The sequence below is a fragment of the Ottowia beijingensis genome (genome assembly GCF_013423955.1).
GTDB lineage: Bacteria > Pseudomonadota > Gammaproteobacteria > Burkholderiales > Burkholderiaceae_C > Ottowia > Ottowia beijingensis.
The window spans coordinates 37,748-55,732 of the sequence record NZ_JACCKX010000002.1 but is presented as its reverse complement, the minus strand read 5'-3'; the positions used below and the strand labels follow the sequence as shown (position 1 = coordinate 55,732).

The following is a 17,985-nucleotide window of genomic DNA, read 5'->3' as shown; positions in this document are numbered from 1 at the left end:
CCACCCGGCCAGGCGCATCGACACTGCGTCATCGGCGCTACTGGAGCTAAATAGATACCCCTTGCATTTGTACAGTATTCATGTCAGCCACTTCCAAGCCCAAGCTCTACAACCCACGCCACCCCGAACGCACGCTGCTCTACCAAACGGTAGCCGAGCACTACGAGACCTGGCTAGAGTTGGCCAGCGCGGGTCAGTTCGACGGCCAGGGCGACCACCACACCCCCAAGCCCTTCGTGCGCAAAGCGTTTGCCAAGTATCTTGAGTGCGGCATCTTTGCCCATGGCTTTGCCCGCGCTCGCTGCGGCGACTGTGGGCACGACTACTTTGTAGCCTTCTCCTGCAAAGGCCGGGAGTCTGCCCCTCGTGCACCACCCGGCGCATGGTGGAGACAGCAGCGCACCTGAACGACCACGTCTCCCCGCCTGCCGGTGCGCCAGTGGGTGCTGTCGGTTCCCAAGCGGCTTCGGTACTTCATGCAGCGCGACGGAGCGGTGCTGAGCATGGTGCTGCGCATCTTTCTGCGGGTGATCGCACAAACTCTGCAGACCCACAGCCCCGGTGCGGCCCATATGGACAAGGCAGGCCTGCACATCGGTGCCATCGCCTTCATTCACCGATTCGGCTCCAGCCTCAATGAACACGTCCACTTCCACGTTTGTGTGGTGGACGGGGTGTTTGAGGAAGTGGAGGGCGAGGGCGATGCTGATGCGACCCCTCGAATCTCATCGCCGGGTGTCATCTTTCACGCGGCCACCGGCATCGATGCGGCTACCGTGGCCCCAGTGCAGACCACACTGCAAAACGCATCCTGCGCGCCTTCGTTGCTCGGGGCCTGCTGGAGAACTGTGACGCCAAAGACATGCTGGGCTACAAACACAGCGGCTTCTCGGTGGACGCCGGTGTCTGCATCGAAGCCCACGACCGCGCTGCGCTGGAGCGGCTGCTGCGCTATTGCGCGCGTCCACCGTTTTCCATGGAGCGCCTACGCAAAGAGGGAAGCAAACTGGTGTACCGCTGTGCCAAACAGCGCAGCGAGCCCACCAGTGACAAGCGTGGTGCCAAGGCAGATGAGCTGCACCTCACACCGCTGGAGCTCATCGACCGCATTGCCGCGCTGGTGCCACCGCCACGCACCCACCGGCACCGCTACTTTGGTGTGCTGGCACCAAACTCGCCGCTGAGAGCGGCGGTAACGCTGGCTCAGCCTGCTGCGTCGCAACCAGCCACGGTGGAGACTGCACAACCTGGCGCGGGCGTACCTGGGGTGGCGGCGCCGGGCAACGCGGCCACACCCACACCCGAACCTGAAGCACGCCCGAAGCGAGCGGCGCATTACTTGTGGGCGGTGCTGATTGCCCGCATCTACGAGGCATTTCCGCTGCTGTGCCCCATGTGCGGTGGGCAGATGCGCATCATTGCCTTCATCACCCACAGCGCCGAAATCCGCCACATCCTGAACCACATCGGGGTGGACTCGCAGCCACCGCACATAACCCCGGCACGCGGGCCACCGCTGTGGGAGGGCTGCGACGCGCCGGTGGATGATGGTGCGCAAGGCGAGCCGGATTGGGATCTGGCAGCTCAACCCGACGAGGTAGACCAGCGCGTCAATTGGTGACCCAGTGAAGCGGCGGTATCCATCGCTGCGGGAAGCAGCTGCGCGCGCGCCAGGCCCAAATGCATACTGCCTCCCAAGCTCTTGCCATTGAGCGGCAAGCGAGCGCTCAACCTTCCTTGGCCGAACGTGTTTCGAGGCCCAAAACTCGTGCCATACTTGGCCTCATGCGGTTGAATTTCCTATCCGTGGGATGGCTTTGTGCATGGCGAAGAACCGGATGCTATCCCGCCGCGCCCTCCTGCGAGGTCCATCCCATGCGCCGGGCCATCTCCGCACGCCATTGCGCGCGCGGGCGGAAACCGGGCAGGCCGCGCGCGTGCGCCTCCAGGCGCTGCAGCAGCGTGGCCTCGTCGTCCAGGTCGATCGGCACGGCCATGGGTTGCGAGACATACCAGGGCAGGTCGAAGTACAGCTCGAGCCGGTTGCCCTCGGGATCCGGGACATAGATGGACACCGCGTTGCCGTGGGTGATGGGCCTGACTTCGCCTGCGCCACGGGCCTGGAGGGTGCGGTACATGCGGCACAGCGTGTCCAGGCTGTCGGCCTTCAGCGAGATCTGGTTGATCGGGTTGAAGTCCAGCTCCTTCGGACGGCCGGAGATCAGCACGAGCTGGTGGTGTTCGTCGGGATCGCGGCTGAGGAACACCAGGTCGCGCGGGCCATTCGGCCCCGGCAACTGGCCGCGGTCCGTGACGGTGAACGCCAGCAGCTCCGTGTAGAAGGCCTCGAGGGCGGCGATGTCGTGCACGAACATGCCGAAGTGGCTGAAGGAAAAGCCGGGACGCGTCACAAGAGTCTCCATGGAATCAGGGCCCCGGCGCAGGCACCCGATGGCCATGCGCGGTGCGCCGGCGGATTCTGCGCTTCGCGGTTAAATATCGATATTTTTGCTTTAGAGATATATTTTTCCTTTTTGTCGCTATGATCGCCGCGACCTGAATCCGAAGCGGGGCGCTCCGCCCCCACCGCATGCAACCCATCCTGAACGTCATCACCTGCAGCACGCGCCCCCGGCGCGTCGGCCCCGCCGTGGCCGCCTGGTTCGAGCAAGTGGCCCGCGCGCAAGGCGAATTCGAAGTCGTCGCCTGCGATCTCAAGGAACTGGCCCTGCCCCTGCTGGACGAGCCGGAGCATCCGCGCACGGGCAAGTACAGCCACGCGCACACCCTGCGCTGGAGCAAGCTCACGGCGGCCGCGGATGCCTACGTCTTCGTGCTGCCCGAGTACAACTTCGGCCCGCCCGCCTCGCTGCTGAACGCGCTGAGCTACCTGAGCGCCGAGTGGGCCTACAAGCCGGCGGCATTCGTCAGCTACGGCGGCATGTCCGGCGGCATCCGCGCGGTGCAGGTCGCCAAGCAGTTGATGACCACCCAGAAGATCGTGCCGCTGCTGGAAGCCGTGGCCGTCCAGAACGTCGGCACGCTCGTGGACGCCGAAGGCAAGTTCCAGCCGGCGGCGCTGCACGGCGAGTCCGCCGCCGCGATGCTCAAGGAGCTCGCACGCTGGGCCGCGGCGCCCCTGCGCGCGCCGACGCCCTGACGCGCAAGGCGTCCCAACCCGTAGTCACCAAGGAAGCACTCCATGAAATTGATCAGTTTCACGCGGGGCGATCGCCCCGGATTCGGGGCCGTCGTCGAAGGCGGCGTCGTCGACCTGGGCGCCGCCCTGGACGGCAAGTACGCGGACCTGCGGGCGCTGCTGGCCGGCGATGCGCTGGCCGAAGCGCGCGCCGCGGTGGCGCAGCGCAAGCCCGACTTCGCCCTGGAGTCGGTCACCCTGCTGCCCGTCATCCCCGAGCCCGGCAAGATCTGGTGCTGCGGCCTGAACTACCACGAGCACGTGCAGGAGACCAACCGCGAGGTCACCGAGCAGCCCACCTTCTTCCTGCGCGTGGCCGACTCCCAGGTGGGCCACGGCCAGGCCATCGTGCGGCCCCGCGAATCCACCCAGCTGGACTACGAAGCCGAGATCGCCGTGATCATCGGCAAGGGCGGCCGCCGCATCGCCGAGGCCGACGTGGCCCGCCACATCGCCGGCTACGCCTGCTACAACGACGGCAGCGTGCGCGACTGGCAGCGCCACACCAGTGGGTGCCCGGCAAGAACTTCTGGCGCACCGGCGGCTTCGGCCCCTGGATGGTCACCGCCGACGAGATCCCCTTCGGCACCAGCATGACGCTCGTCACCCGCCTCAACGGCCAGGAGATGCAGCGCGCCACCACCGAGATGATGATCCACAGCATCGCCCGGCAGATCGCCTACGTCTCGGCCATCGCCCCGCTGCAGGCCGGCGACGTGGTCGTCACCGGCACCCCCGGTGGCGTGGGCGCGCGGCGCCAGCCCCGGTGTGGATGAAGGCCGGCGACGTCGTGGAGATCGAGGTCGATCGCATCGGCGTGCTGCGCAACCCCATCGTCGACGAAGACTGAACCAACGAGGAGACCGGAAGATGAACAAGACCACTCGCATCCTCGCCGCCGCTGTCCTGGGCCTGGGCGCATCGGCGGTGTCGGCTTCGGACTTTCCGCAGGGGCCGATCGAGGTGACCGTGCCCTTCGCCGCCGGCGGCGGCCTGGACCAGAACGCCCGCGCGTTCGCCAAGGCCTTCTCCGAGGCGCTGAACACGCCGGTGGCGGTGATGAACCGCGACGGCGCGGCCGGCGCGATCGGCCTGGCCTTCGTGGCCGGCGCGCGCGCCGACGGCTACGCGCTGGCGTTCACGCCCGCCGTGTCGCTCACCAGCCAGCCGCACCGCGTCAAGACGATCAAGTACGGCGTGGAGTCGTTCTCCCCGTGTGCCACGTCTTCGACAACATCTTCGCGATCGCGGTGCTGGCGAACTCGCCGTACAAGACGATCGCCGACGTGCTGGTGGGTGCACGCAAGGAGCCGGGTGCGGTGAGCTACGGCACCTCTGGCATCGGCTCGATCCCCCATCTGGGCACCGCCGACATCGAGGCCGCGGCCAAGGTGCAGCTGAACCACGTCGCCTACAAGGGCGACGGCCCGATGATGCAGGACCTGCTGGGCGGCCGCCTGGGCTTCGGCGCGGTGCTGGCCAGTTCGGTGCGCGCGCAGGTGCAGGCCGGCACGCTGCGGCTGCTGGCGGTGTACTCGGACCAGCGCCATCCGCATTTCCCGGCCGTGCCCACGCTGACCGAGTCGGGCGTGCCGGTGGTGCAGCTGAGCTTCGGCGGCCTGCTGGCGCCGGCCAAGACGCCGACCGCCGTGCTGGACAAGCTGCAAGCCGCCTGCGAACGCGCGGTGAAGTCGCCCGGCTACGTGGACTGGGCCGCCAAGGCCGGCCAGGTCGTCGAGTACCAGCCGGCCGAAGCGTTCGGGCGCAAGCTGCGCGAGGACAGCCGGGCGAAGGCAGCGACGATCCAGCGGCTGGGCCTGTAACCGGCAGCGATCGCTGATCGAGGCTGAGGGCTCCCGCGTGGGAGCCCTTTTGTTTCGCTCGGGCTTGCCGCGGCGCCGAAGGCCGCCGCACAGCCGGCATCACCTACGGCCGCGCAGGAAGCGGCGCACAGGTCGCCGCTGCATGCACCGGCTGCGCACCCGGCGCGCTGCAGTGCAATGGATCCAGAGCGGAAATGGATCCGCAGGAGCAGCTCATGAAGAAGTTCATCTTGTCTGCCGTCGCCGCCAGCGCGATGGCGTTCGGCGGCTTCGCGCACGCCGACCTGATCGATGGCGTGGGAAAGACGCTGTCGCAGATCTTCGGCGTCCCGTACGACCCGACGCCGCCCGACCGGCCCGCCTTCCCCGTGGGCACCGTGTACACCGACGCCAACGGCACGCGCTACCAGGTGGACCCGGCCGGCCGCCACATTCCGCTGGCGCAGGGGCCCGCGCCCTATGCCGACGTCGTGCCGCCCACGGTCGCCGTCGCGCCGGTCTTCGACGACGACGGCGACGGCGTGGCGAACCAGTACGACCGCTATCCGTACGACGGTCGCTACCGCTGACCCCGGCACGCCGCCGCCGACCACGGCAGGGCCGGGCGGCGGATCACGCCAGGGATCCAAGCTGGCCTACACGGCCACCCGGCCAGGCGCATCGACACTGCGTCATCGGCGCTACTGGAGCTAAATAGATACCCCTTGCATTTGTACAGTATTCATGTCAGCCACTTCCAAGCCCAAGCTCTACAACCCACGCCACCCCGAACGCACGCTGCTCTACCAAACGGTAGCCGAGCACTACGAGACCTGGCTAGAGCGCCAGCGCGGGTCAGTTCGACGGCCAGGGCGACCACCACACCCCCAAGCCCTTCGTGCGCAAAGCGTTTGCCAAGTATCTTGAGTGCGGCATCTTTGCCCATGGCTTTGCCCGCGCTCGCTGCGGCGACTGTGGGCACGACTACTTTGTAGCCTTCTCCTGCAAAGGCCGGGAGTCTGCCCCTCGTGCACCACCCGGCGCATGGTGGAGACAGCAGCGCACCTGAACGACCACGTCTCCCCGCCTGCCGGTGCGCCAGTGGGTGCTGTCGGTTCCCAAGCGGCTTCGGTACTTCATGCAGCGCGACGGAGCGGTGCTGAGCATGGTGCTGCGCATCTTTCTGCGGGTGATCGCACAAACTCTGCAGACCCACAGCCCCGGTGCGGCCCATATGGACAAGGCAGGCCTGCACATCGGTGCCATCGCCTTCATTCACCGATTCGGCTCCAGCCTCAATGAACACGTCCACTTCCACGTTTGTGTGGTGGACGGGGTGTTTGAGGAAGTGGAGGGCGAGGGCGATGCTGATGCGACCCTCGAATCTCATCGCCGGGTGTCATCTTTCACGCGGCCACCGGCATCGATGCGGCTACCGTGGCCCCAGTGCAGACCACACTGCAAAACGCATCCTGCGCGCCTTCGTTGCTCGGGGCCTGCTGGAGAACTGTGACGCCAAAGACATGCTGGGCTACAAACACAGCGGCTTCTCGGTGGACGCCGGTGTCTGCATCGAAGCCCACGACCGCGCTGCGCTGGAGCGGCTGCTTATTGCGCGCGTCCACCGTTTTCCATGGAGCGCCTACGCAAAGAGGGAAGCAAACTGGTGTACCGCTGTGCCAAACAGCGCAGCGAGCCCACCAGTGACAAGCGTGGTGCCAAGGCAGATGAGCTGCACCTCACACCGCTGGAGCTCATCGACCGCATTGCCGCGCTGGTGCCACCGCCACGCACCCACCGGCACCGCTACTTTGGTGTGCTGGCACCAAACTCGCCGCTGAGAGCGGCGGTAACGGCGCTGGCTCAGCCTGCTGCGGCGCAACCAGCCACGGTCGAGACTGCACAATCTGGCGCGGGCGTGGGCGTACCTGGGGTGGCGGCGCCGGGCAACGCGGCCACACCCACACCAGAACCTGCAGCACCTCCCAAACGCCCAGCGCACTACCTATGGGCGGTGCTGATTGCCCGCATCTACGAGGTCTTCCCACTGCTGTGTCCGAACTGCGGGGGCAAATGCGCATCATTGCCTTCATCACGCACAGCGCCGAAATCCGCCACATCCTGAACCACATCGGGGTGGAGTCTGCCCCCGCACATCACCCCGGCACGCGGGCCACCGCTGTGGGAGGGCTGCGACGCGCCGGTGGATGATGGTGCGCAAGGCGAGCCGGATTGGGATCTGGCAGCTCAACCCGACGAGGTAGACCAGCGCGTCAATTGGTGACCCAGTGAAGCGGCGGTATCCATCGCTGCGGGGAAGCAGCTGCGCGCGCGCCAGGCCCAAATGCATACTGCCTCCCAAGCTCTTGCCATTGAGCGGCAAGCGAGCGCTCAACCTTCCTTGGCCGAACGTGTTTCGAGGCCCAAAACTCGTGCCATACTTGGCCTCATGCGGTTGAATTTCCTATCCGTACAGCAGTACCGTCACCACGCCCAGCAGCATGGATGCCGCCATCACCAAGTAGGCCGTGGTCCAGGCGCCGGCCTGGTAGCCCGCCAGGCCGGCCACTTCAGCGCGCGCGGCCACCCACAGCACGCCCGCGCCGGCCCAGATCAGGCGGTAGCCCGTCTGGTAGGTGGCGGCCAGGGCGGCCTGGTGGTCGGCGTCGGCGGATTCGATGCGGAAGGCGTCCAGCGCAATGTCCTGCGTGGCAGAGCCAAAGGCCACCAGCAGCGCGCACCACACTATGGGCCCCAGGGCGTCGCGCGGGTCGGCCAGCGCCATGCCGACCAGGCCGGTCATCACCAGCGCCTGCGCCAGCAGCAGCCAGCCGCGCCGCCGGCCCAGCCAGCGTGTGAGCAATGGCAGCGGCAGGCGGTCCACCAGCGGCGACCAGACCCACTTGAACGCATAGGCCAGCCCCACCCACGACAGGTAGCCGATGGTGGTGCGGTCGATGCCCGCCTCGCGCAGCCTGAAAGACAGCGTGCCCAGCACCAGCAACAGCGGCAGCCCCGCCGCAAAGCCCAGGGCCAGCATGCGCAGGCTGGCGGGCTCCAGATAGACAAGCCAGGCCTGGCGCCAGGAGCGGCGAGGGGGCAGCGGCAGCAGGGGAGCGTTGGTGGCGGTTTCGGCAGGCATGGGCAAGGGCGGGGGATGGGTGCAATCGCGGGATTATCCGCACCGCAGCGCGCAGCGCGCAGCGCGCAGGACGCCATGACACCCGCCGGCCAGCATTGGCGGGGTGCGCCAGTCTGTCCTAGACTCGCGCCCATGACCATCCGCACCCCCAACCCCTTGTCCTCGTTGTCCGCCTGGCCGGGCTGCCTGTGCTGCGTCGCGCGCGGTGATCAGTCCGGCGGAATCTGGCAGGCGCGCCGCGCCTTTGTGCTGGCGGCGGCTGGGGCGGCGGCGCTGCCGGCGGCGGCGCAGGTGGATGTGGGCAGCGCATCGGGCATGCGCATGCTGGTGCCCGCCGAGACGCTGGAAGAATCCGCCGTGCAGCAATACAACCAGCTGCTGGCGCAGGCCAAGGCCAAACGCGCACTGGCGCCGGACAACCACCCGCAGCTGGTGGCGCTGCGCGGTATTGCCCGCCGCCTCATTCCCCACGCCGCGCAGTGGAACAGCCGCGCGGCCCAGTGGCGCTGGGAGATCAACCTGATCGCTAGCCGCCAGATCAACGCCTTTGCATGCCGGGCGGCAAGATTGCGTTCTACACGGGCATCCTGGACCAGCTCGCTGACCGGCGACGAGGCCGCCATGATCATGGGCCACGAAATGGCCCACGCGCTGCGCGAGCACGCCCGCTCGCGCGTGGCCAAAAGCCAGGCCACCAGCATTGGCCTGTCGCTGGGCGCGCAGCTGCTGGGCCTGGGCGAGCTGGGCAACGTGGCGGCCAACCTGGGCACGCAGCTGCTCACGCTCAAGTTCAGCCGCTCCGACGAGACCGAGGCCGACCTGGTCGGCCTGGAGCTGGCCGCCCGCGCCGCCTACAACCCGCAGGCCGCCGTCAGCCTGTGGCGCAAGATGGGCGCGGCCACGGGCAACAACGGCGTCGCGTTCTTGTCCACCCACCCCTCGGGGCCAGACCGCATCCGCGAGCTGGAGGGCAACGTGCCCAAGGTGCAGGGGCTGTACCAGGCGGCGCGGGGTGGTTGATTTGCTTCTTTATTGATAGCTGTTGGCGCTTGTCAGTCAAGCGCTGGTGGCTGATTTGGCTTGAAGCTGCGGCGGTGCGCAGCCCGGCAAAAGGCGCGGCCTTCGCGCAGGGCGCGGATCAGCAAATCGGGCGTGGCGCGGATGTGTGCCTCCAGCGCCAGCGCGGCGCGGGCGTCCTGGCCTGACATGGCCAGCGCGAAGATTTCGGTGTGCTCGGCGTGCACATCGCGCACACCACCCGGCAGGCCCATGGCGCAGAAGCGGTAGCGCTCGCTGTGGCGCGACAGCAGGCGCAACACCCGCACCGTCCAGGGCGAGGTGTGGCCCGCCAGCAGCGCCTCATGAAAGCGCACGTTCAGCAGCTCCCACTGGCGGCGGCGGTGCGGCGCGATGGGCTGCTCTTCGGCCGAGATGGCCGCATAGGCCTCGGCAAGCGCTTCGCGCCACTGTGCATCACCGGCGCGAATGGACTGGCGCAGCGCGTCGGTCTCGATGTGCACGCGCAGCGTGGTGATGTCTTCCAGCTCTTGCAGCGCGATGGGCGCCACGCGAAAGCCGCGCTGCCCCTCCACGGTCACCAGCGCGTCGCTCACCAGCCGCGTGAGCGCCTCGCGCAGCGTGCCCGCGCCCACCTCGTACTGGGTGCGCAGGTGCTCGATGCGCAGCTTGCTGCCGGGCGCAAGGCGGCCCTCGACGATGTCGCTGCGCAGCGTGGCGTAGGTTTGCTCGATCAGCGTGCGCGAGGGTGCGCCGTGCAGGCTGGCATCGGCGGCGGCGTGGCCGCCAGCCAGCGCAATCAAAGGGTGAAAGCTGCGTTTGGCCATGGCAATGCGGGGCTGGTGTGCGCCTCACGAAGCCGCCAGCGGCCGCTCTTGCAGGCGCGACAGGCGGTAGCTCAGCTGCGGGCGCGTCAGGCCCAGCGCGCGCGCCGCCGCGGCCAGGTTGCCGCCTGCGCGCGCCACGGCCTCGCGGATCAGCGCGTCTTCGAGCGCGTCCAGCGTCAGGCCGCTGGCTTGCAGGGTGTCGTACAGACTGGCGCTTTGCTGGCAGTGCGCCTCGCTCTCCAGCGCGCCGACGGCGTTCACGGTGTGCGCCGCGGGCGTGGCGGAGGCGGGGAAAAGCATGGCGGCGTCCACCAGGTCGTCGTTGGGCGCCAGGATCACGCCGCGCTCGACCAGGTTTTCCAGCTCGCGCACGTTGCCGGGCCAGGCGTGCTGGCGCATGGCGGTCATGGCCAGGTCAGTGAAGCCCGCCAGGCGCTTGCCGTGCAGGGCGGCGTAGCGCTGCAGCAGGTGCATGGCCAGCAGTTCGATGTCGTCCGCGCGCTCGCGCAGCGCCGGTATGCGGATGGGATAGACGTTCAGGCGGTAGAGCAGGTCGCGCCGAAAGCGCCCTTCCTCCACGGCTTTTTCCAGATCGACGTTGGTGGCGGCAATCACGCGCACGTCCACCTTGCGCGGCTGCGTGCCGCCCAGGCGCTCCACTTCGCCCTGCTGCAGCACGCGCAGCAGCTTGGCCTGCGCGGGTAGCGGCAGCTCGCCCAGCTCGTCCAGCAGCAAGGTGCCGCCGTGCGCGCGCTCGAAGCGGCCCACGCGCGCGGCGGTGGCGCCGGTGTAGGCGCCTTTTTCGGCGCCGAAGAGCTCGCTTTCGATCAAATCGGCGGGCAGCGCCGCGCAGTTGACGGCCACGAAGGGCTTGTCGCGCGCGGGCCCATGGCGTGCAGCGCGCGCGCCGCTCTTTGCCCACGCCGGTCTCGCCGGTCAGCAGCACGGTGACCTGCGTGGGCGCGGCCTGCGCAGCAGCTCCACGGTGTCGTTGAAGGCGCGCGAGCGTCCCAGCAGCGGGCCCTGGTCGTCCGCGGGCTGTAGCTGGGTGCGTAGCGCATCCGCCTGCGACTGCAGCTCGCCCAGGCGCACCAGCATGGAGTCGGGGTCGTAGTCGCGCGCCAGTTGCTCGCCGTCGGGCCATTCGTGCTCAAAGCGGCCCTCGATCAGGCAGTGCGGGTGGCCGCAGGCAGTGCACTGCACTTCCTTGAAAAGGGCCGGGCGGCGAAAGAACGCGCTGGTGTAGCCCGAGGCATAGCCCAGCAGCATCCAGCACACGGGCGCACCTTGCGGGCCCCAGGCGCGCTGGTGCACCTCGGCCTCCCAGCTGTGATCCCACTGAAAGATGCCGTGAAAGTGGCTTGCCGCCTCGTCCAGCTCGAACACCTTCGGCTGCACGCGCACAGCGCCTTCCAGCATGTGCAGCTGCGGCCCTACGGCAAAGGCGTCGAACAGCGATGCGCCCGGCCGCACCTGGCGCGCCAGCAGCGCATCGCGCTCGCCCGATGCGTAGCCCGCACGCATCAGCAAGCGGCGGGCGTGCTCCGGCCCCAGGCTGGCCACCAGCTCGCGCCGCAACGCCTGAAAGGCCGCCGCATGTACCAGCAGCATGCGCTGATCAGCCAGCCAGATGCGCCCATCGACGGGCGAGAAGTGCACCAGCCGGCGCAAGTCGGCGTCGGACGGGTAGGGGGCAGGGTGGTGGCTGGCATGAAAAAGTATCGATAAACAGCGGGTGGTCGTCCATCGGGATCGACCCGGGGAGGTTTTTCATCATTTCATGAACTGGCTGACCCCTGGGTCTCATCAAAACATCATGCTGCTGTGCAGCAATCGCGGCTCCGGGCTGTCCGCGGGTGCCGCAGCCGGCGGCTACCAACCTGCGGGCGGGCCTCTTTGACGCGATTTGCTAGGGATTAACCCTGGATTTATCGATATTTGCGCGCAAAACGCCAGCATTGGCATGGCCCGTGCAAAACAGATGGCGCAAAACCGAAAAGGAGACCGTCATGACCCACACCGCCATTGCCACCGACGCATCTGCCACCCCGCAACCCGTCTGCGATCTGTCGCAGCGGTTTGTGCGCGTGCTGGGCCGCCGCGACAACGGCTTTGTCGAGTTTGCTTTCTCGATCGGATGGCCCGAGCTGTCGGTGGAGCTGATGCTCCCTGAACCGGCATTCGATGCCTTTTGCGCGGCGCACCGCGTGCGCCACCTGGATGACTGAGCCCTGCCCCAACAACCACGACCAGGAGATAAGCCCCATGAACATCGACTTGCAGGCGCGCGAAATTCAGCCGCTGCGCAACACCTTCGCCCGCGTGGCGGCCTACACGGGCGACAAGCCCGCGTCGCGCTACCTTGAAGCCACGCTGGGCATTCAGAACGCCGCGAACTTCCATTACCGCCCGACCTGGGAGCCCGAATTCGAGCTGTTTGATGCTGGCCGCACGGCCGTCAAACTGGCTGACTGGGATGCCCTGCGCGACCCGCGCCAGTATTACTACGCCAACTGGACCATGGCGCGTGCGCGCCAGCAAGAGGCGATGGAGGCCAACTACCAGTTTGTCGAGTCGCGCGGCCTGATCGACAAGATTCCCGACGCGCAGCGCGCCGCAGCCTGCGAGGTGCTCATGCCGCTGCGCCACGCGGCCTGGGGCGCCAACATGAACAATTGCCAGGTGTGTGCACGCGGCTATGGAACGGCCTTTACCGCCCCGGCCATGATGCACGCCATGGACCAGCTAGGCGTGGCCCAGTACCTGACCCGCCTGGGCCTGGCGCTGGGGAGCCCGGCGCACTGGAAGCCGGCAAGAACGACTGGCTGCAGGACCCGCGCTGGCAGGGACTGCGCAAGCTGGTGGAGGACACGCTGGTCGTCAACGACCCGTTCGAGCTGTTTGTGGCGCAGAACCTGGCGCTCGACGGTCTGCTGTACCCGCTGATCTACACGCATTTCGTGGACGACCACCTTGCGGTGCAGGGCGGTACGGCGGTGGCCATGCTCACGGCCTTCATGCCCGAATGGCATGACGAGAGCGCACGCTGGGTGGACGCGGTCATCAAAGTGGCCGCCGCCGCATCGGACGACAACCGCGCGCTGATTACCGGCTGGTTCAAGACCTATGCCGACAGTGCGCAGGCCGCGCTGGCGCCGGTGGCAGAGATGGCCTTGGGCGCTGCCGGTGCCGAAGCCCTGCTGGCCGTGCGCGAAACCCTCAACACCCGCGCCCGCAAGGCCGGTCTAACCCTCTGAGAAAGTTTGTGATGACCGAACCCGTTTCTAAAGTTTTCATTGCCTTCCAAGACAACGAAGAATCGCGCCCGATTGTCGATGCCATCTTGGCCGACAACCCCGAAGCCACTGCCGTGCATTCGCCCGGTTTGGTCAAGATCGACGCCCCCGGCCGCTTGGTAGTGCGCCGCGAGAGCATCGAAGAGCAAACCGGCCAGCGTTTTGACCTGCAACAGATTCACGTCAATCTGGTCACGATCTCAGGCTACATCAATGAAGACGACGACGAGTTGTCGTTGAGCTGGCTGCGCTAAAGCAGCCGCCACCCCCGATTTATTGCCGCAACCACCAGGAGATAACACCATGGACGCACCCGTTACCAAAAAGAAGCTCGGCCTGAAAGAACGCCACATCGCCATGACGCGCGATCTGGCCTGGGACACTACCTACCAACCGATGGACAAGGTGTTCCCGTTCGACAAATACGAAGGCATCAAGATCCACGACTGGGATAAATGGGAAGACCCGTTTCGCCTGACCATGGACGCCTACTGGAAATACCAGGGCGAGAAGGAAAAGAAGCTCTATGCCGTGATCGAGGCCTTTGCGCAGAACAATGGCCAGCTGGGTATTTCGGATGCGCGCTATGTGAATGCGATCAAGATCTTCTTCCAGGCCGTGACCCCGATAGAGTACCTCGCGCACCGCGGCTTTGCCCATGTGGGCCGCCACTTCACCGGTGCCGGTGCCCGCGTTGCCGCGCAGATGCAGTCCATTGACGAGCTGCGCCACTGCCAGACCGAAACCCACGCCCTGTCGCACTACAACAAGTATTTCAATGGCCTGCACCAGGCACCCCACATGTTTGACCGTGTGTGGTACCTGTCCGTGCCCAAGTCGTTTTTTGAAGACGCCTCCACCGCAGGGCCGTTCGAGTTCCTCACCGCCGTGAGCTTCTCGTTCGAGTACGTGCTGACCAACCTGGTGTTCGTGCCCTTCATGTCCGGCGCCGCCCACAACGGCGACATGAGCACCGTGACGTTTGGCTTCTCGGCCCAGTCCGACGAATCGCGTCACATGACCCTGGGCATCGAGTGCATCAAGTTCATGCTCGAGCAGGACCCGGCCAACGTGCCGATCGTGCAGAAGTGGATCGACAAGTGGCTCTGGCGCGGCTACCGCCTGCTGACCATCGTGGCCATGATGCAGGACTACATGCTGCCCAAGCGCGTGATGAGCTGGAAGGAGGCCTGGGAGATGTACGCCGAGGAAAACGGTGGCGCGCTGTTCCGCGATCTGGCCCGCTATGGCATCCGCGAACCCAAGGGCTGGAAGGAGGCGTGCGCCGGCAAAGACCACATCAGCCACCAGGCCTGGAATACCTTCTACAACTATGCGGCTGCTGCGCCCTTCCACACCTGGATTCCCAAGGAAGACGAGATGCAGTGGCTGAGCGAAAAGTACCCCGACACCTTCGACAAGTACTACCGGCCGCGCTTCGAGCATTTCCACGCGCAGCAGCAACAGGGCAAGCGCTTTTACAACAAGACGCTGCCCATGCTGTGCACCATCTGCCAGGTCCCCATGTTCTTTACCGAGCCCGGCGATCCGACCAAGATCTGCTACCGCGAGTCCGACTACCACGGCGACAAGTACCACTTCTGCAGCGACGGTTGCAAAGAAATTTTTGACGACGAGCCCGAGAAATATTCGCAAGCCTGGCTGCCCGTGCACCAGATTTACCAGGGCAACTGCTTCCCCGAGGGCACCGACCCGACGGTGGAGGGCTTTGACCCGATGGCTGCCGTGATGGACTACTACGACCTGAAGGTGGGCCGGGACAACCTCGACTTTGAAGGCTCGGAAGACCAGAAGAACTTTGCCGCCTGGCGTGGTGATGCTGTTCAAGGAGACAAGGCATGAGCGTCGTTGCTGTCAAACCCTACGACTTTCCCGCCCGCGACCGGCGCGAGAACTTCCCCGCACCGCTGCTCTACATCGGCTGGGAGGATCACCTGATGTTTGCATCACCGGTCTGCCTGCCGTTGCCGCCGGATACCCCGTTCGGCGCGCTGGCCCAGGGCGTGCTGCCCGGCGTGTACGGCGAGCACCCCGACTTTGCCAAGATCGACTGGTCCCAGGTCGAGTGGTTCAAGTCCGGCCAGCCGTGGACGCCCGATCCGGCCAAGTCGCTGCAGGCCAATGGCCTTCAGCACAAGGACGCGATCCGTTTTCGCACCCCGGGCCTGACCGGCATCCAGGGTACGTGCAGCTAAGTCCCATTCGGTGAAGCCCGGGGCTACCCCCGGCCCCGCGTCCATGCCATGACCTACCAACTGACCATCGAGCCCTTGGGCGCAACGATCGACGTCGAAGAGGGCCAGACCCTGCTCGACCGCCGCGCTGCGCCAGGGCATCTACATTCCCCACGCCTGCGGCCACGGCCTGTGCGGCACCTGCAAGGTGCAGGTATCCGACGGCGAGGTGGACCACGGTGCCGCCAACCCCTTTGCGCTGCTGGAGATGGAGCGCGACGACGGCAAGACCCTCGCCTGCTGCGCCACGCTGCAGTCGGACGCCACCATTGAGGCCGATATCGACGACGAGCCCGATGCACAGATCATCCCCATGCGCGACTTTGAAGCCACGGTGGCGCGCATCGAGCAGCTCACGCCAACCATCAAGGCGCTGCATTTGCGTCTGAACCAGCCCATCCGCTACCAGGCGGGGCAGTATGTGCAGGTGCAGATTCCCGGCGTGGAAGGGGGCCGTGCGTTCTCGATTGCCAATGCCCCGCAAGCCGGCGGCCAGAGCAGCGAGATCGAGCTGAATGTGCGCCGGGTGCCCGGCGGTGCGGGCACCACCTGGCTGCACGAATCGCTCAACGTGGGCGACCGGTTGCAGCTGACCGGGCCGTATGGGCGCTTTTTGTGCGCCGCTCGGCCGCCATGCCGATGGTGTTCATGGCCGGCGGCTCGGGCCTGTCGAGTCCGCGCGCCATGATTCTGGATCTGCTGGCCAGCGGTTGCACGCAGCCCATCACGCTGGTCTATGGCCAGCGCAGCGCAGGAGCTTTATTACGACGCCGAGTTTCGCGCCCTGGCGGCGCGCCACCCGCATTTCACCTACGTGCCCGCGCTGTCGGAAGCTGCCGACAGCGATGGCTGGGACGGTGCGCGCGGCTTTGTGCATGAAGCGGCCAGGGCGCACTTTGGCGGCAGCTTCACCGGTCACAAGGCATACCTCTGCGGGCCGCCGCCCATGATCGAAGCGTGCATCGGAACGCTGATGCAGGGGCGCCTTTTCGAGCGCGACATCTACACCGAGAAATTCCTCTCGGCAGCCGATGCGCAGCAGGCGCGCAGCCCGTTGTTCCGGACCATCTAGGAGCCATGGGTGCCACCACCTGCCAGCAAGTGCGTGTCAGCGTGTCGCAGACCGGCGACTGTTTTGACTGCGCCACCAACGAAAGTCTGCTCGCCGGCATGTTGCGGCTGGGCCGCAAGGGCATTCCAGCCGGGTGCGTCAATGGTGGCTGCGGGGTCTGCAAGGTGCGCATTGTGGAGGGTGCGGTGCAGTCGCTCGGACCCGTCAGCCGTGCGCATGTCAGCACCGAAGAAGAAGCCAACGGCTACACGCTGGCCTGCCGCGTGGCGCCCACCCAGGCGGTGTGCCTGGAAGTGGCCGCCCGATTGCGCAAACCGTTTCTGGGCAGTGCCGCCTCGGTGGCGCAACGTCCAGCCAATTGAGTCATTGAAGATTTATCAACCAAGAGGAGACATGAAATGGGTGTACTGAGAATCGGCCACGCGAGCCTGCGGGTCATGGATATCGCTGCTGCCGTCAAGCACTACGAAGAGGTCCTGGGCCTCAAGACCGTCATGAAGGACAGTGCGGGCAACGTCTACCTGAAATGCTGGGACGAGTGGGACAAATACTCCATCATCCTGACCCCCAGCGACCGGGCGGGCCTGAACCACGTTGCCTACAAGGTGGAGAAAGACGAGGATCTGGACGCGCTGCAGGCACGCATCGAGGCCTGGGGCATCAAGACCACGCTGCTGCCTGAAGGCACGCTGCCCTCCACCGGCCGCATGCTGCAGTTCAACCTGCCCAGCGGCCACGAAATGCGCCTGTACGCCATGAAGGAATACGTGGGCACCGATGTGGGCACTGTCAATCCCGACCCGTGGCCCGACGGTGTCCGGGGCGCGGGCGCGCACTGGCTCGACCACCTGCTGCTGATGTGCGAGATGAACCCCGAGGCCGGCATCAACACCGTGCAGGACAACACGCGTTTCATGAAGGAATGCCTGGACTTTTTCTTGACCGAGCAGGTGCTGGTGGGCCCCCAGGGCGACATGCAGGCCGCCACCTGGATGGCGCGCACGTCCACGCCACACGACATCGCCTTTGTGGGCGGCCCTGTCAGCGGCCTGCACCACATCGCGTTTTTCCTGGATTCGTGGCACGACGTGCTCAAGTCCGCCGACGTCATGGCCAAGAAGAAGGTCAAGATCGACGTGGCCCCTACGCGCCACGGCATCACGCGCGGCGAGACCATTTATTTCTTCGACCCCAGCGGCAACCGCAACGAAACCTTTGCCGGACTGGGCTACCTGGCGCAGCCCGACCGCCCAGTGACCACCTGGAGCGAGGACAAGATGGGCAGAGGGATCTTCTATCACACGGGTGACCTGGTGCCGTCCTTCACGGACGTCTATACCTGATCGGGCGCGCATCCATGCACAAGGAACACAGC

At 66.3% G+C, this 17,985-nt stretch carries 14 protein-coding genes and 7 pseudogenes; 17 read left to right on the top strand and 4 right to left on the bottom strand.

From position 1 onward, the window contains the following. Positions 1-80: 80 nt before the first annotated feature. Together H0I39_RS24415 and H0I39_RS20045 are read left to right on the top strand one after the other, a co-directional pair. A complete protein-coding gene (locus H0I39_RS24415; protein WP_373368362.1) occupies positions 81-407 on the top strand; it encodes a transposase zinc-binding domain-containing protein in 327 nt (108 codons plus the stop codon). Between the two features lie 69 nt (positions 408-476). Beyond that, positions 477-1,621 (top strand): annotated as a pseudogene (locus H0I39_RS20045) (transposase). A 220-nt stretch (positions 1,622-1,841) separates the two neighbouring features. On the opposite strand, the gene H0I39_RS20040 reads toward H0I39_RS20045, so the two are convergent. Next, positions 1,842-2,459 (bottom strand): VOC family protein, encoded by a 618-nt coding sequence (locus H0I39_RS20040; protein ID WP_373368320.1) that lies wholly within the window; start codon positions 2,457-2,459, stop codon positions 1,842-1,844. Between the two features lie 131 nt (positions 2,460-2,590). Between H0I39_RS20040 and H0I39_RS20035 the strand changes: the two genes are divergently transcribed. From H0I39_RS20035 to H0I39_RS20010, 6 genes and pseudogenes are all read left to right on the top strand, one after another. Continuing rightward, positions 2,591-3,160, top strand: a complete 570-nt coding sequence (locus tag H0I39_RS20035) for an NADPH-dependent FMN reductase (protein WP_180551902.1) — start codon at positions 2,591-2,593, stop codon at positions 3,158-3,160. 42 nt (positions 3,161-3,202) lie between these two features. Further along, positions 3,203-4,049: pseudogene (locus H0I39_RS20030) on the top strand (fumarylacetoacetate hydrolase family protein). Positions 4,050-4,069: 20 nt separating this feature from the next. Beyond that, a complete protein-coding gene (locus H0I39_RS20025; RefSeq protein WP_180551528.1) occupies positions 4,070-4,522 on the top strand; it encodes a Bug family tripartite tricarboxylate transporter substrate binding protein in 453 nt (150 codons plus the stop codon). Further along, on the top strand, positions 4,414-5,022 hold the full coding sequence (locus tag H0I39_RS20020) for a tripartite tricarboxylate transporter substrate binding protein (RefSeq protein ID WP_308645949.1): 609 nt from the start codon (positions 4,414-4,416) through the stop codon (positions 5,020-5,022). The genes H0I39_RS20025 and H0I39_RS20020 overlap by 109 nt, the downstream gene beginning before the upstream one ends. A 215-nt stretch (positions 5,023-5,237) precedes the next feature. Further along, entirely contained in the window at positions 5,238-5,591 is a 354-nt protein-coding gene (locus tag H0I39_RS20015) for a hypothetical protein (protein ID WP_180551900.1), read from the top strand. Between the two features lie 154 nt (positions 5,592-5,745). Then, a pseudogene (locus H0I39_RS20010) lies at positions 5,746-7,285 on the top strand (transposase). Positions 7,286-7,474: 189 nt separating this feature from the next. Here the strand turns inward: H0I39_RS20010 and H0I39_RS20005 are convergent. Next, positions 7,475-8,143 (bottom strand): annotated as a pseudogene (locus tag H0I39_RS20005) (MFS transporter); the annotation flags it as partial. A gap of 132 nt (positions 8,144-8,275) precedes the next feature. On the opposite strand from H0I39_RS20005, the gene H0I39_RS20000 reads away from it, so the two are divergent. Beyond that, on the top strand, positions 8,276-9,163 hold the full coding sequence (locus tag H0I39_RS20000; protein WP_180551899.1) for a M48 family metallopeptidase: 888 nt from the start codon (positions 8,276-8,278) through the stop codon (positions 9,161-9,163). A 32-nt stretch (positions 9,164-9,195) separates the two neighbouring features. Here the strand turns inward: H0I39_RS20000 and H0I39_RS19995 are convergent, their stop codons facing one another. Beyond that, positions 9,196-9,987: a GntR family transcriptional regulator gene (locus H0I39_RS19995; protein ID WP_257645893.1), complete on the bottom strand. Its 792-nt coding sequence runs from the start codon at positions 9,985-9,987 to the stop codon at positions 9,196-9,198. Positions 9,988-10,011: 24 nt separating this feature from the next. After that, a pseudogene (locus tag H0I39_RS24410) lies at positions 10,012-11,709 on the bottom strand (sigma 54-interacting transcriptional regulator). 287 nt (positions 11,710-11,996) lie between these two features. Between H0I39_RS24410 and H0I39_RS19985 the strand changes: the two are divergent. The 8 genes and pseudogenes from H0I39_RS19985 (at position 11,997) to H0I39_RS19950 (ending at position 17,953) form a co-directional block, all read left to right on the top strand. After that, positions 11,997-12,215: a phenol hydroxylase subunit gene (locus H0I39_RS19985; protein WP_047350239.1), complete on the top strand. Its 219-nt coding sequence runs from the start codon at positions 11,997-11,999 to the stop codon at positions 12,213-12,215. A 37-nt stretch (positions 12,216-12,252) separates the two neighbouring features. Then, positions 12,253-13,244: pseudogene (locus tag H0I39_RS19980) on the top strand (ferritin family protein). A gap of 11 nt (positions 13,245-13,255) precedes the next feature. Then, a complete protein-coding gene (locus tag H0I39_RS19975) occupies positions 13,256-13,537 on the top strand; it encodes an MmoB/DmpM family protein (protein ID WP_180551531.1) in 282 nt (93 codons plus the stop codon). 49 nt (positions 13,538-13,586) lie between these two features. After that, positions 13,587-15,146 (top strand): aromatic/alkene/methane monooxygenase hydroxylase/oxygenase subunit alpha, encoded by a 1,560-nt coding sequence (locus tag H0I39_RS19970; RefSeq protein WP_047350220.1) that lies wholly within the window; start codon positions 13,587-13,589, stop codon positions 15,144-15,146. Further along, positions 15,143-15,499, top strand: a complete 357-nt coding sequence (locus H0I39_RS19965; RefSeq protein ID WP_024538558.1) for a phenol hydroxylase subunit P4 — start codon at positions 15,143-15,145, stop codon at positions 15,497-15,499. The genes H0I39_RS19970 and H0I39_RS19965 overlap by 4 nt, the downstream gene beginning before the upstream one ends. 48 nt (positions 15,500-15,547) lie before the next feature. Next, positions 15,548-16,610 (top strand): annotated as a pseudogene (locus H0I39_RS19960) (NADH:ubiquinone reductase (Na(+)-transporting) subunit F). A gap of 5 nt (positions 16,611-16,615) precedes the next feature. Further along, the gene (locus H0I39_RS19955) at positions 16,616-16,972 is read left to right on the top strand and encodes a 2Fe-2S iron-sulfur cluster-binding protein (protein ID WP_180551532.1); all 357 of its coding nucleotides are present in this window, start codon (positions 16,616-16,618) and stop codon (positions 16,970-16,972) included. Between the two features lie 36 nt (positions 16,973-17,008). After that, complete coding sequence (locus H0I39_RS19950; RefSeq protein WP_180551533.1) at positions 17,009-17,953, top strand: catechol 2,3-dioxygenase; 945 nt, start codon at positions 17,009-17,011, stop codon at positions 17,951-17,953. Positions 17,954-17,985: the final 32 nt, after the last annotated feature.

Excerpts from the sequence above, each read along its gene's own strand:
- H0I39_RS19955 (WP_180551532.1), top strand. The coding sequence starts at position 16,616 with ATGGGTGCCACCACCTGCCAGCAAGTGCGTGTCAGCGTGTCGCAGACC.
- H0I39_RS19995 (WP_257645893.1), bottom strand. The coding sequence starts at position 9,987 with ATGGCCAAACGCAGCTTTCACCCTTTGATTGCGCTGGCTGGCGGCCAC.
- H0I39_RS24415 (WP_373368362.1), top strand. The coding sequence starts at position 81 with ATGTCAGCCACTTCCAAGCCCAAGCTCTACAACCCACGCCACCCCGAA.
- H0I39_RS19985 (WP_047350239.1), top strand. The coding sequence starts at position 11,997 with ATGACCCACACCGCCATTGCCACCGACGCATCTGCCACCCCGCAACCC.
- H0I39_RS19965 (WP_024538558.1), top strand. The coding sequence starts at position 15,143 with ATGAGCGTCGTTGCTGTCAAACCCTACGACTTTCCCGCCCGCGACCGG.
- H0I39_RS19950 (WP_180551533.1), top strand. The coding sequence starts at position 17,009 with ATGGGTGTACTGAGAATCGGCCACGCGAGCCTGCGGGTCATGGATATC.
- H0I39_RS20015 (WP_180551900.1), top strand. The coding sequence starts at position 5,238 with ATGAAGAAGTTCATCTTGTCTGCCGTCGCCGCCAGCGCGATGGCGTTC.
- H0I39_RS20025 (WP_180551528.1), top strand. The coding sequence starts at position 4,070 with ATGAACAAGACCACTCGCATCCTCGCCGCCGCTGTCCTGGGCCTGGGC.
- H0I39_RS20000 (WP_180551899.1), top strand. The coding sequence starts at position 8,276 with ATGACCATCCGCACCCCCAACCCCTTGTCCTCGTTGTCCGCCTGGCCG.
- H0I39_RS20035 (WP_180551902.1), top strand. The coding sequence starts at position 2,591 with ATGCAACCCATCCTGAACGTCATCACCTGCAGCACGCGCCCCCGGCGC.
- H0I39_RS19975 (WP_180551531.1), top strand. The coding sequence starts at position 13,256 with ATGACCGAACCCGTTTCTAAAGTTTTCATTGCCTTCCAAGACAACGAA.
- H0I39_RS20040 (WP_373368320.1), bottom strand. The coding sequence starts at position 2,459 with ATGGCCATCGGGTGCCTGCGCCGGGGCCCTGATTCCATGGAGACTCTT.
- H0I39_RS19970 (WP_047350220.1), top strand. The coding sequence starts at position 13,587 with ATGGACGCACCCGTTACCAAAAAGAAGCTCGGCCTGAAAGAACGCCAC.